Here is a 20,820-nt window from a genome sequence, read left to right as displayed (position 1 = left end):
TATTCTTCTCCTCATTTTATAGTTTACCAATCTACCACACTACTATCTCCAACTTGCAAGTTACACACCCTACAAAGCACCACAATATTATCTTCAGCTAACCTCAACTCAGGATAATCTTTAAATGACTTTATATGATGTCCTTGAAGATGTTCTGTAGTAAGTAATTTATACTTCTTCCAGCATCTCTCACAATAAGGATGTTCTTTTACTTTTCTATTGCGTAATTTCTGCCAAGCATATGATGAGTAAAATTTGCGTTTCTCAGGTGAAATATTTCTGTTGTATGTGATGCCTATCCTACAAGTACAATTTGTGTTATATTCGATTGTCTTGCCACATTTACTGCATATTTTTTTCATATGTAATCCTTGATGTAAATATTATAATAATCTATTCTTTTATTTTGCTAACGAAAACCAAATACCCTTTGTAATAGTATTTGAATCACTTGTCCATAAACCTAATTTTGGATTCATATCATCTTTTTTAACCTCAAGATAAATATAGCCTTCAGTACTTCCACCCTTCGTCAAGGTTGCTGAAAGTTGATTTGGAATTCTATAAATAGGTGCCATTGAATAAGATGCATTATTTCCACTATATGCCATAAAATTATTTGTATTAAATAGTATTGTTCCATCTTTTTCCATAGTAAGTATTTTAGCAGAAATTTTAGCTATTAGATATTCTTCATTATCACCTATAAGTGTACCATATTTATTGTTAGCTTTTAAAATCTCTAAAGCCTCATTTCCTCTGATGACTTCTGTTATTCTTATTTCAGCAGTATACTTACCTGTTTTATAATCACTAGAATACCCTATTTGAGGAGTGCCTATAGGTGCTGGATTATTATAGTTATAAGAAGCTATAGATGGTGTATTTGTATCATCACCTAGATATATATTTCCATCTTTATAATTAATATTTACACCTACTAAGTTAGCAAACTCCCTGAGCGGTACATATGTAGTTCCTTTATAGGCTACCACTTCCTTACTCATAGTTTTTCCAGCTTGAATGATATTTTGTTGCTTTAATTCAGCTGTAATCTTAACACCTGTTGCAGCTCCCAAACTAAAGCTTGCACCTAAACTAATAACTACTACCCAAAACATCTTTCTCTTCATATCCATCTCCCCTTTTACATTATATGAACAAATTTTAAGTCATATAAAGAATAACGTCAACTTTCGTAATTATTTATACATATTTAAATACCCCCAACCATTTCATTTTGGCTGAGGGTTCATCTTGGGAGTGTTAATGATTTACATCTACGTCGTATTAACTTTTACTACCTTACAATAATAACACTCATTACCTATACTTTTTAACCGACTTTTACAATACAAAAACAATAAAAAAACAATACTTTTACAATACATTTATGAGAATAGTGGAATAAGTCTTTCTTTAATCAACTTTTTCTTCCTTTTATTAAAACCATCTTCTGTAATTTCTAATATCTCACATATCCTACCTACTGAATACCTTTTAAAATATCGCATCTCAATTAATCGCATTTCATATTCTGTTAAGGTGCTTAGGATGTTTTCTATCTTCTTAAGCTGCCTTTCTTTACTTTGAATTGAGCTTGTGAGTGCATCTATTCTCTTCACTAAATTCTTCTCTCTTTCAAGTACCTCATTTTCTACCACACTACCAAAAGCATTTGTGCTACTTCCAGCTTTCTCATTCCCACTAGCACCTCTTATACCCATTATTTCATTTGCTTCTTCAAGGTCTAGTTTTAGGTTATCTATCTCTACTCGTAGCTTAGGTAAATTATATAAAATGCCTTCTACCGCTCTATAGTTGTTATCTCGCATGCTGTCCCTCCTTGGTGCCTATATTAATTGAAAGATTGGCTTATATACTTTATCTCGATTCTCTGATAGTCTGTTTGTTTTATTAACCACACCCATCAATATATCCTTCAAGTCTTCTATATCCTTAATGCCTTGAATCATTTCAACCACTCTTAATTGATCTCTTATCTGCCACACATAAACCGTTGCTTGGATTGATATTTTCCGTGTTCCACGCAAATTGACTTCTATATCATAGCCATTACCTAAATCACGATATAAGCACCAGTCTCCATCAATACGCATTAGGGTGTATTGCTTGCCTAAAGCATCTACTACCTTTTTAATAGGTTCTCTTAGTTTTTCCATTAGCTTACACCATACGCATGATCTATTACTTTTACGATGCGCTCCTCAAATAGCTTTCTTGGATAAGCCTTTTCTCTATCTTTATTAGTTATGCCACATGAGATGTAGCGACCTAGTTCAAGAATGGCTGCTTCAACTACCTTATCCTTATTGAGATATACTGTCTGTTTTGCAAACTCATGGCCTTCCTCATACCATTTTGTCAGCATGCCTTTTTCTGCCTTTGTCTGATCAAGATTGATTTCTCCATTTTTATATTGGCTGTATAATCCTCTAACTGCTATATAGTAAAGTTGATCGTTTATATTTAATTCTTTGTCTACTGGTAAATTATCTTTTGCTACTCTGTCTAATCTTTTGATGTCCATTCTAAATCCCTATCCTCTCTAATTGTTAAAATGGTAATTCTTCTTCAGCCTCCATTTTGTTAATGCAAGCACAATAACTATTAACCCATAGATTTGTCTTTTTATCTTGATAACTTGTTTCTGACATTTCAGCTGTAATCGTAACAACTTGTCCTGTATTTTCTTCTACCTGTTCATAAATGTGTTTTGTAGTTTGATTATTAAACACAGTCCCTGTGATTTTCTTATTCTTTTCATTTATAAGAATGAATTTAATTACTTTTTCATTCTTTATGGTAATTCTATCAATGCGTCCTTCAAATCTTAATTCGTTCATTTAATTAGTCTCCTTTTTTATAACCACACCCTCCTATTAATCTGCATATCAAGTCCTCGCTTTTCCTCCGAATCCTCCAAACAGAAATTGTCAGATAATTAATCAATCCTTTGTCACTCAATGCATATGACGCTCTTGGTGCCTCAGGTGACTTTTTTGTGAATTTCTTATATATATGTTTTTATTAATATATATTTATTATCTATATAGAGTCTCCAAAGACACCAAAGTGAAGAGAAGACTTGACTATCAATGGGTGGGTGTGGTTGATTTTTGGTAAATTGGTTTCTCCGACCATCACCAAAGTTCTGCTACATACTTCAGTCCTCTGTAATATGGATACCCTTCATACAACACACATGGTATTCCATTTTTCTCGGCTCTTACCTTGATGTTTTTCTTATCAAGAGGCGTAATATCATTCTCAGTACAATATTTGTTATATCTTGCCTCAAACTCAGTTTTACGTATCTTATCAGATCTATCGCCTGTAACGATACAATTCTCCTTGATAAATCTAAACAGAGAATCATTGTGGGATCTATAATCTGCATTAGCTGATTTGCTCATTTTACTTTCTGTCAGTACAAACCCATTCTGCATAAGTCTTTTTAAGCCTTGTAAGGCCCAAATAATAATTCCCTCAATTTCACCTTCCATTTTTTCGAATAATTTATTATCCCTTTTTTCAGGTGGGATGACATTGTTGCATGGAATAATTAGGAACCTCTCAAACATATGAGTCCCCTTATCATCTTTAATATATGACATCTCATTGCAAGTAAAGGTAATACCACCCTTAAAGGTAATTGCAAATGGATCTTTACCTTTTAATTCTGCTTCAATCACTCCATCACCTGTTATGGCTTTAAATGTGCTGCCATCCTCAATATTGGCTGCCTTTTGGTCATCAATTAAAACACACTTTTTACCATATAATGCACCTGCTCCAAAGCGTGCTGATAAATCTTGGATGGATTTACTACAAATATTATTAAGACCTATAATTAAGCCTAACATCTTAAGGAATTTTGACTTACCTGTATTCCCTACTACTCCACATAGTGCAAGTGACTTCTTGCAAAGGTTAACATTGTAATTTGAAATATTAACCCCAAACCATTCTTGTAATGTATATTCTGTATCAATATCTCCCGATACAAGTGTTTCAATAAACGTCTTCCAATTTTTAGGCACTGGTGCATTTTCGTTATAGTTAAACTGGATTTGATGCGTTAAATTGTATTGTGGATCGTGATCTATCAGCTTCCATTCTTTCGTACCTAAAATGCCATTCTTAAAATTAATAAAATGGTCATGACTGTTTAACTGTTCAAAACTAATAAAGTTTTTCGTAGATATTAAATCCTTGTAGGTATCTTCCCATACTGTTGGCCTACGCAATTCCATTGGAATAAATTCTTTAATCATGGCCTTAACTTCACCTGCTGACATTTGCTTGTAATAACCACCGTCATACCAATAGATAAAGAATGTTTCACTTCCTTGTTTTTTCACAATGTAATAATGGCTATTTGCTCTTATATATTCTGCTAATAAACTTGTATTAACAGTTGCATTTCCCTTCTGATTTGTAATGATATAATCTCTTTGATATAATTTGCTATTTTCTTCTTTTGTCATCGCTATTTCTCCTTCTAGTTGTAATAATTGTGTCTATAATAGCTTCCTCTATATGTCCTAAGACATTTGTTAATTGTCATCTGTCCATAAGTCGATCCACTTTGTCTCCTATCCCATTTAGGCCTCATTAATGCACTGCTCCTATAAAGTCTATCTATCTGAGCTACATTTCCTCCAGTCCAAAATATAAGCATATTAATAAGTGTCATATCATTCCTAGAAGCATCCCCTGAATCATTGCCATAGTGATAGAGCTGACTAAACTTGTCACTTCTACTTGCCTTCTCAATGACTTCCCTATCAGTCAAGGACTCGCCTCCTCCTAAATGGGTAGGTGTGGTTAAAAAGGTCTTTTCTTGCCTAGCCAAATACTTAGCGTATAAGGGTTTAATGGACTCTGTACAATAACTAAGTGTTCTATAGGGTTCAATTACATTTCCTGTAACTGTGAAGAATCTTCTCTTGTCGTAACATTCAAAGTTAGCCTTTCTACAAGCTCCCTTTGGTTTCTTACCTAAGCAAATCACATGAATCCCTTTCCCACTAGGAGACACCTCAGCATAGCTATTTAACGTGGTTAATACTTCCCTAACAACTGGATCGTTAAGCTCTACTCCGTCAATATCCACTCCAAAGATGCCATCACCTAGCATAAAGCCTAACCCATCATATAGGTCAACTACACCTAAAGCCATTTCATAATCACACCAAGTATTAGGATTATTGCTTTGAGCAAAACCTCCTGTCCTAGCGTTAAATGGTTTTTATCATACTTGCCTCTGCTACTATCCCAGGTGAGCCTGTAAAGCACCCACCTGTTTAGTTCTCTAAGTTCTATTGGTATATTGTTGTAGTTCATCCCTGCCTCCTCATTAAAATGGAAGTGAGTCATCGGCCCCCCACTCCATTGATGCAGGTGTGGTTAAATTACTTTGACCAGGTCTATTTAATAGTTGCTATTTTGGCACTGGTGCGTTCTCTATGCCTTTTACTTCACCTGTATATCTAATGGTGGTATAAAACCCTGTATTTCCATCCACTTCATATTGCTTCTCCCCAAATATGCCACCAAAGTACTTACCTCTAAGACCTTCTTTATTCCAATCCCATTTATAGCCTTCATTGCTATTTTCAATATGATAGATAAACGTCTTAAATGCCTTTTTCAACCTCTCATCCTTTTCAGTTCCATCATCTTTAGGCACACTTAAATGATATACACCCTTCCACTTTTTATCCTTCGTTTGCTTCTCATATTGATCTCTGTAAAAGTTTTTATATTCTCCTTCTGCTATATCAAAAAGGAGTAACAACACACTTCCCCATCCATATTCCTTTTCCTCTACCTCCATAATTCTACATACATAACCACCTGCAGGTAGTTTTCTCTTTGTTCCCATTACTTCTGTTGTTTCGTATCCATTCCATTTTTTCATTCCTATATTTCTCCTTTAACTAGTAATTCTCTTAAGTTGTAAATTAATGTCTTATAAATATAATCACCGCTGAAATTGATATTCTTTTGATAATGAATGTGCAAATTATATCTACTTTCAAATGCCTTAAGGGTAGCCATAAAAGCTTTTGGGTTATAGCCTGTGTTATAATTATGCAGTTCTATATCCTCATAATTTGCATTCTCAATTAAGAGGTATAAATTACCCTTTGACCTCATAAATTCCTTTTCTATACGTTCTCTACCTTGTGTAAAATTGCCACTTAGTTCATTTAAATTAGCTTTTCTTTCAATAGCACATTTGTTTTGCAAGTAGTATTCTCTGGTGCTATTAGGCATTTGTACCTTTATGGTATAGTCACCAAACTCTAATTTCTCATAGCAATAATTAATCTTATACTTATCAAAATAAGCTGTAATATGGCTACATTTTTGCTCTCTTGTATCAATGACCACAACGGCTTCTTTTAAGATATTTTTAATCTCTGCTTCCGTGTATTTAAACATCCTAGTAATCCTCAAGCACCTTTAATACTGGCACAATATCGTTTTCTATCTCATCCTCTTCAAAGGCATCTAGTGGCGTTTTAGCTGTTGAATTATTACTATGGGTTTCAAAAATGTATCTACCATCCTTGCATTTAGCCAGTAATACTACATTAAATTTTGATTCAGGAACTAACTTATTTAGCTTCTTCCCTGTAGTTTTCATCCTAGTCCACATATAACCATCTTCTGTTCGCTCTGTTTCACTATGAGCTGTATAAATGATAGTTAGGTCTTCTCTTAACTCACTAACAATATCTAAGATGCTATAAATATAAACTACTAAATCAGCCCATTTATCAAAGCCTTTCTCCTTAGAACGTCTTATTTCTTCTCCAACCATCACACCATTTAAGGGGTCTATTACGATATACTTAAGCTGTGTTTTCTCGCTAATCCCTTTCATAAGTGCTAGTATCTTATTTGGATCATCCATAGCTATATAATTTTTGTTTTCAGCATTATACTGCTGCCTAAAGCCTCTCCACGCACTTCCCTTTTTATCTGCATCTATAAAGTAGGGCTCCTCAGGATTTAGATTTCTGAGTGATGTGGTTTTGCCTGCCCCTGATTCTCCAATAATACAAATTGCCTTTGCCATGCCGCTCGCCTCCTCTAATACTTGATTTCTAGCTTTTCTTCTGTCTTAATCACTTCAAGGCCTGGAATATCCAATAGCTCCCCTGTTGCGACCTCCACAATCCCATTTGGTGTGGTTAATAAGTCTTTCTTAAAGTCCGCCCATTTGAAACTTAAAGTCTCTTTTCGGCTAATTAAATCATCCCTTTGATTGACTTTAGCCCACTCTAATAACTTGTCATTATCTTTTTCAAAGTCTAGCTTAGATTTCTTAACTACTACATCACCGCATAATAACTTGACTTTACGCTGAGTTTTAGTTTCATTTTGTGGCACTTGCTCAAAAAGTTCTCTAAGATAACCTTGTTGCTTGTCCTTTTTCTGTTCTAATTCATACTTCTTTTCTTCGTACCGCTCTTTTAAAAATTCTGATCGCATCTTAAATAATTCATCTAATTCTACTATTGCCACATCTAACTCTTTAATCTTTTCTACCAGTTGATCCATCTCAACTTTTATCTGCAATATTCTTTTATCTAGCACTACTTCTTTATTTGTCATTTTTTTCTCTCTCCCTTCTTATCCTTAATAAGTTGTTATAACGGCTCACATATTGCCTTCCTAGCACATCCTCTTGGCATAAATAAGCCATTAGCTCATTAATAAGTGATTCATATTGCTCTATTTGCCAATTTAGTATGACATTTTTCCCTGTCAGCTCGGCGTGTTCGGATAGTATCTTAAAAATATAACTCACACCTTATCTCCCTTCTTTAAATAGATACTGAAGCTCTAAATCAGGAAAATAACTTTTTTGGATTCTCTGAGCTTCATCAAAGGTAAACTGACTTTTACATCCTATCTTTAAAGATATGGTTGCAGGTCTTACTCCTAACAGATTAGCTAGGTCAATGCACTTTACTGAACGTCTTGCCATTTCGGCTTTTAAATTCCATAACATTTTTCACATCTCCTTTTATTTTGTTTGTTGTGCTTTCGCTACAAGAGATATGATAAATATGAAATATTAAATAAGAATGAGGCCTTTTTAAGGCTTTTATGAGGCCTTTATGACTAATTGGTTAATAAGGTGTTAAGGAAGAAAAATGGAAAAAAAAATAGACCCAGCTTGAGCTGAGCCAAAAAAATTACCGCCCATTCATTAATGGGCTAGTTTTAACAGCCATTGTTAATACATCTTCATCCTGGATAGATTGTAAATATCGTTTTGTAATACTAATGTTTTCATGTCCAAGTAAACGACTTACTGAATAAACATCTAAACCATTCCTTAACTGAGCTTGTGCATAATAATGCCTACATGTATGAGGGGAGCATCTAATATCTTTTCTTATATTGGCTTGTTTACCACATGCCTTTACTATGCGTTCAATAGTTTCTGGTGTTAATTTTTTCCCCTTTTGTGATAAGAAGTAATACTGATGCTCATAGTGTTCTTTTACAAATAATCTTCTTTTCTGTTCATGGCGTAGCATAATCTTGGCTAAGAATGGTGTGATAGGTACCAATCTCTCTTTCTTCCCTTTTCCAAATATAAGAATAGCATTTTCTTTGATATCACATATTTTGATATGACATAACTCACTGTTTCGAATGCCAGTATCAAGTAACATGGCTATAATACACGCATTTCTAGCATTAACATGATTCGAGAAGTTGTATACTTTAAGCATTGCAGATACTTCTTTATCATTAAAAGTTTTAATGATGACTTTTTCTTCTTTTTGCAATTTAACTTTTTTTGCATAGTTGGTAGAGATATACTCCTCTTCTAGTAAGTAGCTAAAAAACATACTTAGATTTTTGAGTATAGAATTAATATATGTAGCTTTTAATCCTAAACATTGTTTATGCTTAATATATGCCTTGATGTGAATATGGGATAACCTCTCTAATGTGGTAATATTGAACTCTGTTTCCAAAAATGAAAAGAAAAGTGAGGTATTATTTTTAACAGATTTAAGTGTTCTATCAGAATAATTTTTTAATCTGATGTCTAATAAATATTCATTAAGTAAATTTTCTAGTAAAAGTCCTTTAGACATAAAAAAAGCCTCCAATGATGATATACTTAGCACGTTTGTACATCATCATTAGAAGTCTCATGTACGCCATCACTGACGCTAATTTTTATAACTAAATTTCAACTAATCCCTTGACTATCAATGCCTATTCTTCATCCCATGAATGGTAAACATTCTGCACGTCATCATCGTCTTCAAGAAGGTCAAGCATACGATTCATTGCTTTAATGTCAGCTTCTGAAGTAAGTGTCGTCCAAGTTTGTGGTACCATAGTAACTTCTGCTTCAGCCATTTCAATGCCTGCTGCTTCTAGAGCTGCATGTACATCTGAAAAGCTCTCAGGTGAAGTTGTAATTGTATAGCCTTCTTCTTCTGCTTCAAAATCATCTGCACCAGCTTCAATAGCCATCATCATTAGTTCATCTTCATCCATATCAGTTGCTTCTTTTTCAATAACAATTTGACCTTTTTTATCAAACATGAAAGAAACACACCCTGTTGTTCCCATATTTCCATTCCCTTTTGTAAAGTAAGAACGTACATTGGCAGCTGAACGATTTTTATTATCTGTTAAGGTCTCAACAATAACGGCTACCCCACTTGGACCATAACCTTCATAAGTAATGTATTCATAATGAACGTTATCTCCATCACCAGCTGCTTTTTTGATGCTTCGTTGGATTGTATCGTTTGGCATATTATTTGATTTTGCTTTGGCAATAACATCACTTAATTTTCTATTAAGAGAAGGATCTGCACCACCTTCTTTAACGGCTACGGCAATTTCACGCCCTATTTTTGTAAATACTTTTCCTTTTTGCGCATCATTTTTAGCTTTTTTATGCTTAATGTTGGCAAACTTTGAATGTCCAGACATAAATCTTTATTCCTCCTTGGATTTAAACCCCATGGGGTTAGGTTTGATAAAACATATGCTTTATTTTACCATAAGCTACTTATTTTTAGCAATAAGTCCTTATAGTTTCACTTCAATCCAATCATATGCTCCTGGTAAAATGTCAATACCTGCATTTGTGCTTTCTTCTAACCATTTGATAAAGGCTTTCTCCTCATGAACTTGTACTTCTACAATAAAGGTTACATCCTCTAGGTAAATACTTTCCCTAATAACATAGTTCCTCTCACCTAAAAGATATTGAACTTTCCCTGATAGTGTATAAGGCATTTTTAAAGTAAAAAGACGAATACGTCTTTTCTCAATAATCCCAACAGTAAGTAAGCCTTCTTTAGCTGCTCTACCATAAGCTCTTACAAGCCCACCTGTTCCTAAAAGCGTTCCACCAAAATATCTTGTGACACAAATAAGTATATTTTTTACTTGCTCTCCTTTTAAGACTTCTAATATGGGTTTTCCAGCAGTACCTTGGGGTTCGCCATCATCACTTGAACGTTGAAATTCATCATTCTCTCCTATTTGATAAGCAAAGCAGTTATGCGTGGCATCGTAATACTTTTTTCGAAGCTGTTGCATGTATAAATCTGCTTCTTCTACTGTTTGCACTTGATAAACAGTTGCAATGAACTTTGATTTCTTCTCAATGATGAGTGCTTCACCATTTTGAGCTATTGTTTTAAAAGAATCCATTATCATATCACCTTGTTGTTAAAATTAATTTAATACTATCATAAAAAATAAATGAATAGCAACAAAAAACTACTAGGAAGCTGTTCCTAGTAGTCTTGATAGCTATTAGCCAATCCAGTCATCAATAATATCTGTTAAAGTAACGTTTGTTACATTATTCTTAAAAAGTTTTTCAGCAAGAGATAAAGCTACTTCGGCTACCTCTGATATCAATTCTGACATACAAATAAGTTTATCTCGTTGTTCTTCGACTAGTTCAACTCCGTAGTAAGTACCTTGTTTAATCATGTAGTAGCGAATGGTCATATTTGGGATTTCGCATTGTCCAATATATTGCTTTTCCATTAACATAAACTTCCTCCAAGATAAAGAATTTTATTTCTTGCCTCTGCTCATGGATTTATTATACTATTATTTGCTGAAATTTCACACAATAATATATCGTGTTTATTCCGTGGAAAGCTACCCTATTCTACAGATAACTTACAAATAATGGTAAAAACAAAACGCAAAGATAAAAAAATCTTTTAAAAAGTAAGGATAATGGCAGATATTGCGATATTTAATTTGTCCCACTTATCTATAATCTAATAATTCACATGATTACGACAAAATATATGCTTCAATTTTATAAAATTTATCTTTTGGCATGTAGCCTTTTACTTTTACACCTTCATTTGTATACTCCTCTTCTAAGCGTTCTCCGTATTCATGACAATATCTTACAATATCTTGGTTAGTATAAGGAACATCTATATCAAAAGCTTGCATGTTACTATATAAAATTTCTTCTAAAACAGATAATAAATGCTCACAGCCAATGCCTTCTTTAGCAGATATATACGTTTCATAGGTAGCATGTTCATCTTTAGGATAGTCTTCGGCATGAGTATCTATTTTATTGTAAACAGCAACAATTGGTATATCTGATATTTGTAAGCGCGATAAAGTTTCATAAACGACTTGTTGATGTGTTTCTAAATGAGGTGAACTGACATCCATAACATGGAGAATAATATCTGCATATTTAGCTTCTTCTAATGTCGAATAAAAGGCTTTTACTAGGTGATGTGGTAATTTACGAATAAAGCCTACTGTATCTGTTAATAGAATCTCAGAGCCACTAGGCAAAGTGATACCACGTGTAGTAGGATCTAGTGTTGCAAAAAGCTGATTCTGTACATAAACATCGCTACCACTGAGCTGATTAAGTAAGGTAGATTTGCCTGCATTAGTATAACCTACTATAGCTACTACAGGTGTATTATTTTTATCTCTTCTTGAACGAATAAGCTGACGATGCTTCTCAACTTCTGCCAGTTCTGCTTGTAAGATTTCCATACGCACTTTTAAATGACGTTTGTCTAGTTCAAGTTTCTTTTCACCAGGTCCACGGCTACCAATACCACCAGCTTGTCTAGAAAGCATTGTCCCAAAGCCTATTAAACGTGATGATTGATATTTAAGCTGAGCCATTTCTACTTGTAGCTTACCTTCTTTAGAAAGTGCTCTAGAAGCAAAGATATCTAGAATAACCATTGTACGATCCATTACTTTAATTTGAAGTGCTTCTGCTAAGTTACGCATTTGAATAGGGGACAGCTCATCATCAAATACAATCCCTGTAGCCCCATGAAGCTGAGCCATTTCTTTGATTTCTTCGACTTTTCCTGAGCCAATATAAAAGCCAGGATTAATGTGGTCAAGACGTTGTAAGACTTGTGTTATGACTTCTCCACCGGCAGTTTTTACAAGTTCAGCAAGTTCATCTAAGCTTTCCCATGCCTCTTCTTCTTTATATTGTTTCTTCTGTGCTGCCACAAGAATTAATCTTTCTATCTGTTCTTTATGTGTAATCATAGTATTCCTTTCTTAATTAGCGGATAAGTTGTTTGATTTTAGTTTTTTTCAAACGACTCTCTACATCTTTTCTTGTACAGATTTGATAATTAACATTTGAATTAGCTGCTGAAGCAGCACATAAGCAAAGTTTAGAGAATCTTTCTAATTCATACTTCCGATTAATACCAATGGCAAAGGCCCCTAAAAAAGCACCGCTAGCAGCAGTATTATTCTTATTAATAGGTAAAAAAGGTGATTCAACTAAGCAGTATTTATGCTTAGAAAGCATGAGAGCTCCTTTTTCCTTTAAGTAAACACCAATATAGTGAATGCCGTGTTCAAACAAGGGAAGTAATTGATCTAAAATAGTCTCTATATTAGAAATATCATACCCTAATTCTTTTAGTTGACTGAGTGTAAACATAAGTGCATAAGGTTTTTCTTCTAAAACAAAGTCAAGCACTTCTTTTTGGCCTGTTGACACAAGGGTTTTAACATTATGGGCTTTAGCTTCCTTTACCCATTCCTTATATATTTGAGGATTTTGGCCATGAGGTAATCTCCCAGATAAAACCAAGGTTGACACTTTTTTGATATGCGTTTTAAGTTTATAACTTAATTTAAGGATCTCTTTTTCAATAGCAAAATCTTCTTCACTACAAATAGCATAATAGTCGGAACTGGTAGAGAGAGTGATTTTAACCTGATGAGGTGTTTCATAGTCTGTCCAAACAATATCCGATTTAACCTTAGCTTTATCTAAATAGTGTTTAATACTTTTTCCCGCAAATCCTCCAAAGCTACTTAATAAAATAGGTTCTTCTTGAAGTACCTTCATCATTTGAGCACTATAAACCCCTTTTGATAAGACATTGAGAGATACATTTTTAGAAGAAATTTGGCAATTAGGAGTGAATTCTTCAATACCATATATGTATTCAATTGATGGAAAGGGGGTTATTGTAATAATCATTTTTTTCACCAACCTTTATGTTAGTCTACTTATATAGTTATAGCATATTCCTTATAAAATTATCCATAAAGAATTTAAAAAAGTGCTTTATAGACCTAAAAGTCTACAAAACACTTTTGAGATGTTTGATTAAGCTCTAAATAAAAGTTCACCATAAGTTGGAATTGGCCATGCTTTTTCATCGATTAGTAATTCTAATTCATCTGCAACCTGACGTAAAGCTTCCATGTCTACTAAAATATGCTCTTTAAAGAACACGGCTTTATCATAAGCCTCTTCAATATGAGTGCTTTGTTCAAGCTCTTGGTGAAGCTGATCAGTACATTGTTTTAAAGTATTAATAGCAGTTGTTAAACTTTGTAGAAGTTCTGTTTGGGCATTAACTTCAAATACCCCTACTTTATTTAACGCAATAATATGTTCTGCAATTTGAGTTGTGTATTGAAGTGTAGCAGGCATAATTTGTTTTTGGACCATATCAAGCATTGTTCTTGCTTCAATATTAAGGGTTTTATAGTACTCTTCTAATAAGATTTCATAACGTGCGAAAAGTTCACTACGATGGAAAATTTGATTTCTTTCAAATAAAGCAATAGAGTCTTCTTTAATGAAGCAAGGTAGTACATCTACTGTTGTTTTATAATTAGATAAACCACGACGTGCTGCTTCTTCTACCCATTCATTTGAATAGCCGTTGCCGTTGAAAATAATACGTTTATGGTTTAAATACGTTTCTTTAACGATAGCTTCCATTTCTTTTTGAGTATCCTCTGCTGTTTCTAAGCGGTTTGCAAATTCGTTAAGTACATCTGCTACCATAACGTTTAAAAAAGTATTTGCTTCAGCAATAGATTCTGAGGATGGGAACATTCTAAACTCAAACTTATTACCAGTAAAAGCAAAAGGTGATGTTCTATTACGATCGGATGCTTCTTTTTTGAGTTGTGGTAATGTGGCAACACCCATCTCCATCATTTGTTTGCCTTTTTCAATGACCTCTTCACCTTGAGAAATTTGCTCAAATAAGTGAGTGATTTCATCGCCAAGGAAAATAGAGATAATAGCAGGAGGTGCTTCATTACCTCCTAAACGATGGTCATTACCTGCTGTAGCAGCACAGAGCCTTAATAAATCCGCATGAACATCTACAGCTTTAATAACTGCTGATGTAAAAAGAAGGAATTCTTTGTTTTCGTGAGGATGCTTTCCTGGTGAGAACAAGTTTTTACCTGTATCGGTTACTAATGACCAGTTAACATGCTTTCCAGAACCATTAACATAAGCAAAAGGTTTCTCGTGGAGTAAACAAGCTAATTCATGTCTATTGGCTACTTTTTGAAGTGTTTCCATAATAAGTTGATTTTGATCACAGGCTACGTTAGCAGTTGTAAAGATAGGAGCTAACTCATGTTGTGCAGGTGCTACTTCATTATGTTTGGTTTTTGAAGGTACACCTAATTTCCAAAGTTCTACATCTATGTCACGCATATATTTAGCAATTTTTTCTTTAATACTACCATAGTAATGGTCTTCCATTTCTTGACCTTTAGGAGGCATTGCTCCGAAGAGTGTACGACCTGCAAAAATTAAATCTTTACGTTGTTGATATTGTCTTTTATCAACTAAGAAATATTCTTGTTCTGCACCAACGGTAGCTGTTACTTTTGTAGTGGCTTCATCCCCAATGGCTCTTAATACACGAATCCCTGCGCTTTGAATACATTCCATTGAATGTAATAAAGGAGATTTCTTGTCTAATGCTTCACCAGTATGAGAATAAAAAGCAGTTGGAATGCAAAGTGCTACCCCACTTGCATCTTCTTTTAAAAAAGCTGGAGAAGTACAGTCCCAGACGGTATAGCCTCTAGCTTCAAAAGTTTGTCTTAAACCGCCAGATGGGAAGGATGAACCATCAGCTTCTCCTCTAATAAGCTCTTTACCAGAAAACTCCATAATCATGCGACCGTCAGAAGTTGGTGATAAGAAAGAATCATATTTTTCTGCTGTTTTGCCGGTCATAGGTTGGAACCAGTGTGTGAAATGAGTGGCTCCTTTTTCAATTGCCCAATCTTTCATAGCATTAGCAACTACATCAGCCACTGCAGGATCAAGTGGCAATCCTTTGTCAATGGTATTATGTAATTTTTTGTAAATCGCTTTGGGTAATCGCTCGCGCATTAAATTGTCATCAAAAACATTTACTCCAAATAAATCAGAAAGCTTTAAATCGTTCATCACATCGATACCTCTTTACTATTAATTTCGTCTTCATAAATATAACATGGTGTTTTGAGGAATGACAACCTTAATTTACGTATTTTTTTATCTTATAGAGTATTATGCTGAATAATATAATTTTAATTCTTCGAAATATAAAGCCGAAACATTAGTCTCATAGATTTTAAGGACAATAGAGAGTGAACTATTCATAGCTTTAGTAACATGAAAGGTTACTTCTATTTTGTACCACTTATAATAGGAGGAATAATTTTGGTACCTCATTGAATATAAATAATGGAAATAATGGCAATAATAATACTTAGAGTTAATAGAAATAGTAATAATGTGTGGAATTTGTTTCCTCCTAAAACCTACTTTACACAAAATATATTCCTGTTTTTTCCATTTATACGAAAACTTAATGTGTTTGTTATATATTTAAACCTAAAATTGTTATATAATAGGTGGGTAATGCCTAACACTTATTTTGCTTAAAACTGATATTTTTGATATAATATAGCGTTGAGGAGGAGGAAATTATGAATTACTCAAAAGATTCTCGAGACAAAATAGAGAAAAAGAACAAAAGTAAAACTAAGCAAATGAAAAAGAAAGGAAAAGTAACAGCTTTTCGTATTATTATTATATCCCTTATTATTGGTATGTTTGCCCTAGTAGGCGGAGGTTTAGGCATTTTTATTGGTATTATAAAAAGTACCCCAGACCCATCTACATTGGATATTAGCCCTCAGGGAAATTACACTTCCTTTGTATATGATTCAGAGGGAAAGCCTATCGATAGCTTTGAACCAGCGGAAAACAGAGAATATGTAGAACTTAAAGATATCCCTCTTAATTTGCAACATGCCGTTGTTGCTACGGAAGATGAACGTTTTTACGAGCATAATGGTATTGATATCAGAGGTATTTTTAGAGCAATTGTAACCAATTTAAAAAGTGGTTCCTTAAGTGAAGGAGCAAGTACCATTACCCAACAGCTTATCAAAAATAATATTTTAAGTTCTGATAAAGCGTTTACACGTAAGATTCAAGAACAATATTTAGCAATCGAGTTTGAGAAGCTTTATTCAAAGGATACTATTTTAGAGTATTATTTAAACACGATTGGACTAGGACAAGGTGTTTCAGGTGTTAGAGCAGCTTCTAAGCGTTACTTTGGCAAAGATGTAAAAGATCTTAGTTTAACAGAATGTGTAGTTATTGCTGTTATTACTCAAAGGCCAACTTACTACAATCCTATTTCTAATCCAGAGAATAACTGGGAGAAGGTTAAGGTTGTACTTCAAAAAATGGAAGATCAAGGGTATATTACGCCAGAAGAACATGCAGCAGCTTTAAAAGAAAATCCATATGAAAATATTTATGAGGTACATCAAGAATATCTTGAAAAAGAACCACATAGCTATTTTATAGATGCACTCTTTAACCAACTTGTATCAGATTTGAAAGACCAAGGTTATACAGAAGCCAATGCCAAAAAAATGATTTATGGTGGTGGCTTAAAGATTTATAGTACAATGGATACTAAAATGCAAGAAATTGCAGATAAATACATCCAAGATGACAGCTTATACCCTGCTCACCTTTATAAAATTCAATTAGATTATAGTATTTCTGGTAAAAAAGCAGATGGTACACCTATTGAAGAGCAGGTTTATAATATTATTGTTAATAATGAAGATGAAGTTGAAAGTTTTAAACAAAAACAACTTGAAGAATGGGGTATTACATCAGAGGATACTTATACTGAAAACCTGATTAAACAACCTCAGCCACAAGCTTCTTTTGTACTCATGGATTACGCAACAGGTCAAGTAAAAGCCTTATCTGGTGGTCGTGGTGAAAAATCTAACTTAAGCTTTAATTATGCAACTCAAGCCAAGAGACAACCAGGTTCTACTTTTAAAGTATTAGCAGCGTATGCACCTGCACTGGATATGGGTAAACTTTCACCAGGTTCTGAAATTATTAATGAGCATATTACCTATAAATTAGGTGATGGTAAACCTTGGTCACCTAAAAACTGGGATGGGAATTATACAGGGACTTATACAGTACGTCAAGCTATTGCTAACTCAATGAATGTTATTGCCGTTAAAACAGCAGTTGACTATGTTGGTATTGAAAATGCATTTGATTACTTGAAAAGTTTTGGATTTACAACTTTATCAGATTCAGATAAAGTACACTCGCTTCCACTAGGCGGTCTTACTCAAGGTGTTACACCACTTGAGCTTAACGCTGCTTATGGTGCTATTGCTAATGATGGCGTTTATGTCAAACCTGTTTTCTATACTCAAGTAAAAGATAGTGAGGACCGTATTATTATAGATAATACAAATGAAGCCATTACACTTCATTCTCATACTGTTCTTAAACAATCTACAGCACGTATGTTAACGAATATGATGCAGGAGGTTGTGGATGGCCCAAGTCCTCATACAGGAGCGAGGGTAAGAGCTAACTTTAAAGGGATGCCTATTGCTGGTAAAACAGGTACAACAACTGATAATAAAGACTTTGTATTTGCGGGTTATACTCCCTATTATGTAGCAACTATATGGTCCGGCTATTCTCAGCCTGCACCAATTAATAATGGTGGTAACTATCACCTTGTTATTTGGGGTAAAATTATGAGTGAAATACATGAAGATTTAGAGTACAAATCATTCCCAAAAGTTACTATTGATAATAGTGGTGTTTCTGAGATTAAGATTTGTACAGTTTCTGGAAAACGTGCTACTGCTCTTTGTGAAGCTGATCCAAATCATGTTGTTAAAAATGAATTCTTTACATCAGCTAATAAGCCTACTGAATACTGTGATTTACACGTAGAAGTTGAAATTTGTACAGAATCACATAAAGTAGCCAACGAATACTGCCCAGCTGATAAACGTGTTAAAGAAACTCGTGTAAGAAAGGTAGTAGACGGTGTTATTGTTCAAGATGAGATTTGTGATATTCATGGACCAGATAATACAGAAAACCCTGAAAATCCAGGTGATATTCCAGGAGTTTCTCCATCACCAGATATACCTGATGATGGCTCAGAAGGTGCATATCCTTCACCAACACCAACCCCTACACCTACCATACCAGAGCCAAGTTTGCCACCAACAGTAGATCCAAATCCTACTCCAGGTGTTGATGATGATGATGGCTTCTTCTTTCCACAAGGATAAAAATAAATAAGAAAAAAGGGGCTGTAAAAAAACAGCCTCGAAACAAGGAGCAGGTCGCCTGTAGCGACCTGCTCCTTGTTTTTTATAGATTTATTGTCATTATCACAAAATTAGAAGTCACTTATTAAGCCTATGGTTTTATAGGCTTTAAATGATGATATTATATCCGTTTTTTATGCAGCTATGGATGTCCGATGTTTCTTGTTATGATACTTATAGAGGTTGTATCCACAAGAAATTAACGTGAATTCTAAAATGACAGCTTTTTCACCTCGCCGAAATAATCTTTTATAAGATCTATCCCACTTAATTATCCCAAATGTCCCCTCTGATTGAATACTTCTGTTCATACACAATAAGGCACCATGAATTGATTCTAGATTATTTATTACTTCCTTATGTATTTCTGTTAATTCTCGATTAAGGCGTATTGTTCTATTTCCATGTGCTCTTTTGCAACATTCACTACGATATAGATATCCTGCACAGTCTTCACATTCATATATTTCTTCTGTTCTACCATATTGATTTTTATATATATGCCTATCACATTTATATATAAACTTTTTATTATTAGGACAGATCAGGTTTCCGTGTTCATCTCTTTTGAAATTTACTGCACGATATGGATCATAATGATATTTTTGATTCTTAGTTTCCCTCTCAAACATAGTAAATTTCATATATTTTTCCATGCCATGTTCCTCACAATAAAGATAATTGTTATAAGAACCATATCCTGCGTCAGCAACAGGATACGTTGGATAATGACCATAAGTAGCATTAAACTTTTCCATTAAGGGTTGAAAACATTCCATGTCTGAAGCATAAGGTTTTGCGTCTATTACAGCTATATATTCATCACATATGGCAGCCTGCATATTGTAAGCAGGAAGGAGCTGGTCATTTCCCATATAATCACGTTTGATTCTCATAAAAGTTGCATCGTAATCAGTTTTTGAATAACTATTTCTTCGCTCTCCACATACTTCGATGTGCTTTGCATATTTCTTGAGGCGTTCTAGATACCCCTGCATTTCCTGATACTGTTTTTGATGGATACTTTTCTTATGCCCAGCTCCGGAAACAAATTTTGAAACCTCTAGATTTATTGCCTTCTGATAACTTTCAAGCAATGCCTCAACGTAATCAATCGCATATTCATCTCTTTTTTCTAACTTCACATTAAGAAAACTAAGAATCTCTGAATTCATTGTATCAATGAGTAATGAGATCTTTTCGAACACTTTGTTTCTATTTTTGATGCAAGATTTCTTCCATACCCAGGTATAGCGATTAGCATTAGCTTCGATCTTTGTTCCATCGATGTAAGTATAATGTAAATCCACATGCTCTTGATCAAAAATATAAGAATTGATATCAATGAAGATTTGTTCAATTGAAGTCGTTAATTCATTACGAATAAAGTTGCTGAAAGTAGCAAAAGATGGAGCTTTCATTCCGTCAAGAAGATACATATATCTGATGTCTGTACGGCAGAGTTTTTCAATATTTCTTAAAGAACTAATGCCATGCTCCATAAAAGTGAAAAGTATAATCTTAAGCATTTTATCTGAATCACATCTTGGACGACCTATTTTGCAGTCCTTCTCTACAAAATATCGTGTTAGGTCAATGTGATCCATTACTTCGCATAAAGTATATACTGGATCTGAAATATCAATTATTTTTTCGATATCCAATGGTAATTTTAGCTGTCTTGGTGTAAAATTATCATTGGTATTTTTGTTTAGTAGCATAAATAAATTATACCAAAAAAATCGCTGAAGTCTTACGACCTCAGCGATTTTTTCGTTAGGGGAGTTTTTTTACATCCCC

General features: G+C 34.0%; 24 protein-coding genes. 1 reads left to right on the top strand and 23 read right to left on the bottom strand.

The features are described 5' to 3' along the window. Nucleotides 1-23: 23 nt before the first annotated feature. The 22 genes from EKH84_RS13240 to EKH84_RS13140 all read right to left on the bottom strand — a co-directional run bounded on the left by EKH84_RS13240 (nt 24) and on the right by EKH84_RS13140 (nt 15,793). Nucleotides 24-362: an HNH endonuclease gene (locus tag EKH84_RS13240; RefSeq protein ID WP_127066660.1), complete on the bottom strand. Its 339-nt coding sequence runs from the start codon at nt 360-362 to the stop codon at nt 24-26. 39 nt (nt 363-401) lie between these two features. After that, the gene (locus EKH84_RS13235; protein WP_127066659.1) at nt 402-1,133 is read right to left on the bottom strand and encodes a hypothetical protein; all 732 of its coding nucleotides are present in this window, start codon (nt 1,131-1,133) and stop codon (nt 402-404) included. 258 nt (nt 1,134-1,391) lie between these two features. Further along, the gene (locus tag EKH84_RS13230) at nt 1,392-1,835 is read right to left on the bottom strand and encodes a sigma-70 family RNA polymerase sigma factor (protein WP_127066658.1); all 444 of its coding nucleotides are present in this window, start codon (nt 1,833-1,835) and stop codon (nt 1,392-1,394) included. Nucleotides 1,836-1,853: 18 nt separating this feature from the next. Continuing rightward, nucleotides 1,854-2,183 (bottom strand): hypothetical protein, encoded by a 330-nt coding sequence (locus tag EKH84_RS13225; RefSeq protein ID WP_127066657.1) that lies wholly within the window; start codon nt 2,181-2,183, stop codon nt 1,854-1,856. Further along, complete coding sequence (locus EKH84_RS13220; RefSeq protein ID WP_127066656.1) at nt 2,183-2,551, bottom strand: hypothetical protein; 369 nt, start codon at nt 2,549-2,551, stop codon at nt 2,183-2,185. The genes EKH84_RS13225 and EKH84_RS13220 overlap by 1 nt, the downstream gene beginning before the upstream one ends. Before the next feature lie 25 nt (nt 2,552-2,576). After that, entirely contained in the window at nt 2,577-2,867 is a 291-nt protein-coding gene (locus EKH84_RS13215) for a hypothetical protein (RefSeq protein WP_127066655.1), read from the bottom strand. A 297-nt stretch (nt 2,868-3,164) separates the two neighbouring features. Further along, on the bottom strand, nt 3,165-4,511 hold the full coding sequence (locus tag EKH84_RS13210) for a DNA primase family protein (protein ID WP_127066654.1): 1,347 nt from the start codon (nt 4,509-4,511) through the stop codon (nt 3,165-3,167). 14 nt (nt 4,512-4,525) lie between these two features. After that, entirely contained in the window at nt 4,526-5,206 is a 681-nt protein-coding gene (locus tag EKH84_RS13205) for a phage NrS-1 polymerase family protein (protein ID WP_127066653.1), read from the bottom strand. Beyond that, entirely contained in the window at nt 5,197-5,370 is a 174-nt protein-coding gene (locus tag EKH84_RS22070; RefSeq protein WP_190283322.1) for a hypothetical protein, read from the bottom strand. Before EKH84_RS22070 ends, EKH84_RS13205 begins: the two co-directional genes overlap by 10 nt. Nucleotides 5,371-5,467: 97 nt before the next feature. Beyond that, nucleotides 5,468-5,947, bottom strand: coding sequence for a hypothetical protein (locus EKH84_RS13200; RefSeq protein ID WP_127066652.1), 480 nt, complete (start codon nt 5,945-5,947; stop codon nt 5,468-5,470). 2 nt (nt 5,948-5,949) lie between these two features. Then, nucleotides 5,950-6,474 carry an ERCC4 domain-containing protein gene (locus EKH84_RS13195; protein WP_243118590.1) on the bottom strand — a complete coding sequence of 175 codons (525 nt, stop codon included), beginning with the start codon at nt 6,472-6,474 and terminating at the stop codon, nt 5,950-5,952. 1 nt (nt 6,475) lies between these two features. After that, a complete protein-coding gene (locus EKH84_RS13190) occupies nt 6,476-7,114 on the bottom strand; it encodes an AAA family ATPase (protein ID WP_127066651.1) in 639 nt (212 codons plus the stop codon). A 14-nt stretch (nt 7,115-7,128) separates the two neighbouring features. Next, nucleotides 7,129-7,653, bottom strand: coding sequence for a host-nuclease inhibitor Gam family protein (locus tag EKH84_RS13185; protein WP_127066650.1), 525 nt, complete (start codon nt 7,651-7,653; stop codon nt 7,129-7,131). Next, the gene (locus tag EKH84_RS13180; RefSeq protein ID WP_127066649.1) at nt 7,643-7,849 is read right to left on the bottom strand and encodes a hypothetical protein; all 207 of its coding nucleotides are present in this window, start codon (nt 7,847-7,849) and stop codon (nt 7,643-7,645) included. Before EKH84_RS13180 ends, EKH84_RS13185 begins: the two co-directional genes overlap by 11 nt. 3 nt (nt 7,850-7,852) lie before the next feature. Continuing rightward, a complete protein-coding gene (locus tag EKH84_RS13175) occupies nt 7,853-8,053 on the bottom strand; it encodes an XRE family transcriptional regulator (protein WP_127066648.1) in 201 nt (66 codons plus the stop codon). A 187-nt stretch (nt 8,054-8,240) separates the two neighbouring features. Continuing rightward, nucleotides 8,241-9,158 (bottom strand): tyrosine-type recombinase/integrase, encoded by a 918-nt coding sequence (locus EKH84_RS13170; RefSeq protein WP_127066647.1) that lies wholly within the window; start codon nt 9,156-9,158, stop codon nt 8,241-8,243. Between the two features lie 124 nt (nt 9,159-9,282). Next, entirely contained in the window at nt 9,283-10,014 is a 732-nt protein-coding gene (locus EKH84_RS13165; RefSeq protein ID WP_013657206.1) for a YebC/PmpR family DNA-binding transcriptional regulator, read from the bottom strand. Between the two features lie 99 nt (nt 10,015-10,113). Continuing rightward, nucleotides 10,114-10,743 (bottom strand): YigZ family protein, encoded by a 630-nt coding sequence (locus EKH84_RS13160; RefSeq protein WP_127066646.1) that lies wholly within the window; start codon nt 10,741-10,743, stop codon nt 10,114-10,116. A gap of 105 nt (nt 10,744-10,848) precedes the next feature. Then, nucleotides 10,849-11,094 carry a DUF6514 family protein gene (locus tag EKH84_RS13155; RefSeq protein WP_127066645.1) on the bottom strand — a complete coding sequence of 82 codons (246 nt, stop codon included), beginning with the start codon at nt 11,092-11,094 and terminating at the stop codon, nt 10,849-10,851. Between the two features lie 252 nt (nt 11,095-11,346). Continuing rightward, nucleotides 11,347-12,603: a GTPase HflX gene (gene hflX, locus EKH84_RS13150; protein ID WP_127066644.1), complete on the bottom strand. Its 1,257-nt coding sequence runs from the start codon at nt 12,601-12,603 to the stop codon at nt 11,347-11,349. A gap of 16 nt (nt 12,604-12,619) precedes the next feature. Next, nucleotides 12,620-13,558 carry a 1-phosphofructokinase family hexose kinase gene (locus tag EKH84_RS13145; protein WP_127066643.1) on the bottom strand — a complete coding sequence of 313 codons (939 nt, stop codon included), beginning with the start codon at nt 13,556-13,558 and terminating at the stop codon, nt 12,620-12,622. 129 nt (nt 13,559-13,687) lie between these two features. Next, a complete protein-coding gene (locus EKH84_RS13140; RefSeq protein ID WP_127068068.1) occupies nt 13,688-15,793 on the bottom strand; it encodes a glutamine synthetase III family protein in 2,106 nt (701 codons plus the stop codon). 524 nt (nt 15,794-16,317) lie between these two features. Between EKH84_RS13140 and EKH84_RS13135 the strand changes: the two genes are divergently transcribed. After that, entirely contained in the window at nt 16,318-18,981 is a 2,664-nt protein-coding gene (locus EKH84_RS13135) for a transglycosylase domain-containing protein (protein ID WP_127066642.1), read from the top strand. Between the two features lie 173 nt (nt 18,982-19,154). Here the strand turns inward: EKH84_RS13135 and EKH84_RS13130 are convergent, their stop codons facing one another. Beyond that, nucleotides 19,155-20,741, bottom strand: coding sequence for a transposase (locus tag EKH84_RS13130; protein ID WP_127066641.1), 1,587 nt, complete (start codon nt 20,739-20,741; stop codon nt 19,155-19,157). Nucleotides 20,742-20,820: the final 79 nt, after the last annotated feature.

It is taken from the genome of Cellulosilyticum sp. WCF-2, assembly GCF_003990395.1.
In the GTDB taxonomy this organism is placed as follows: Bacteria; Bacillota; Clostridia; order Lachnospirales; family Cellulosilyticaceae; genus Cellulosilyticum; species Cellulosilyticum lentocellum.
This window is presented reverse-complemented; position numbering and strand designations above follow the sequence as displayed.

Bases quoted from the DNA above. Each gene is read 5' to 3' on its own strand.
- EKH84_RS13240 (WP_127066660.1), bottom strand. From the start codon at position 362: ATGAAAAAAATATGCAGTAAATGTGGCAAGACAATCGAATATAACACA.
- EKH84_RS13235 (WP_127066659.1), bottom strand. From the start codon at position 1,133: ATGAAGAGAAAGATGTTTTGGGTAGTAGTTATTAGTTTAGGTGCAAGC.
- EKH84_RS13230 (WP_127066658.1), bottom strand. From the start codon at position 1,835: ATGCGAGATAACAACTATAGAGCGGTAGAAGGCATTTTATATAATTTA.
- EKH84_RS13225 (WP_127066657.1), bottom strand. From the start codon at position 2,183: ATGGAAAAACTAAGAGAACCTATTAAAAAGGTAGTAGATGCTTTAGGC.
- EKH84_RS13220 (WP_127066656.1), bottom strand. From the start codon at position 2,551: ATGGACATCAAAAGATTAGACAGAGTAGCAAAAGATAATTTACCAGTA.
- EKH84_RS13215 (WP_127066655.1), bottom strand. From the start codon at position 2,867: ATGAACGAATTAAGATTTGAAGGACGCATTGATAGAATTACCATAAAG.
- EKH84_RS13210 (WP_127066654.1), bottom strand. From the start codon at position 4,511: ATGACAAAAGAAGAAAATAGCAAATTATATCAAAGAGATTATATCATT.
- EKH84_RS13205 (WP_127066653.1), bottom strand. From the start codon at position 5,206: ATGGCTTTAGGTGTAGTTGACCTATATGATGGGTTAGGCTTTATGCTA.
- EKH84_RS22070 (WP_190283322.1), bottom strand. From the start codon at position 5,370: ATGAACTACAACAATATACCAATAGAACTTAGAGAACTAAACAGGTGG.
- EKH84_RS13200 (WP_127066652.1), bottom strand. From the start codon at position 5,947: ATGAAAAAATGGAATGGATACGAAACAACAGAAGTAATGGGAACAAAG.
- EKH84_RS13195 (WP_243118590.1), bottom strand. From the start codon at position 6,474: ATGTTTAAATACACGGAAGCAGAGATTAAAAATATCTTAAAAGAAGCC.
- EKH84_RS13190 (WP_127066651.1), bottom strand. From the start codon at position 7,114: ATGGCAAAGGCAATTTGTATTATTGGAGAATCAGGGGCAGGCAAAACC.
- EKH84_RS13185 (WP_127066650.1), bottom strand. From the start codon at position 7,653: ATGACAAATAAAGAAGTAGTGCTAGATAAAAGAATATTGCAGATAAAA.
- EKH84_RS13175 (WP_127066648.1), bottom strand. From the start codon at position 8,053: ATGTTATGGAATTTAAAAGCCGAAATGGCAAGACGTTCAGTAAAGTGC.
- EKH84_RS13170 (WP_127066647.1), bottom strand. From the start codon at position 9,158: ATGTCTAAAGGACTTTTACTAGAAAATTTACTTAATGAATATTTATTA.
- EKH84_RS13165 (WP_013657206.1), bottom strand. From the start codon at position 10,014: ATGTCTGGACATTCAAAGTTTGCCAACATTAAGCATAAAAAAGCTAAA.
- EKH84_RS13160 (WP_127066646.1), bottom strand. From the start codon at position 10,743: ATGGATTCTTTTAAAACAATAGCTCAAAATGGTGAAGCACTCATCATT.
- EKH84_RS13155 (WP_127066645.1), bottom strand. From the start codon at position 11,094: ATGTTAATGGAAAAGCAATATATTGGACAATGCGAAATCCCAAATATG.
- hflX (WP_127066644.1), bottom strand. From the start codon at position 12,603: ATGATTACACATAAAGAACAGATAGAAAGATTAATTCTTGTGGCAGCA.
- EKH84_RS13145 (WP_127066643.1), bottom strand. From the start codon at position 13,558: ATGATTATTACAATAACCCCCTTTCCATCAATTGAATACATATATGGT.
- EKH84_RS13140 (WP_127068068.1), bottom strand. From the start codon at position 15,793: ATGAACGATTTAAAGCTTTCTGATTTATTTGGAGTAAATGTTTTTGAT.
- EKH84_RS13135 (WP_127066642.1), top strand. From the start codon at position 16,318: ATGAATTACTCAAAAGATTCTCGAGACAAAATAGAGAAAAAGAACAAA.
- EKH84_RS13130 (WP_127066641.1), bottom strand. From the start codon at position 20,741: ATGCTACTAAACAAAAATACCAATGATAATTTTACACCAAGACAGCTA.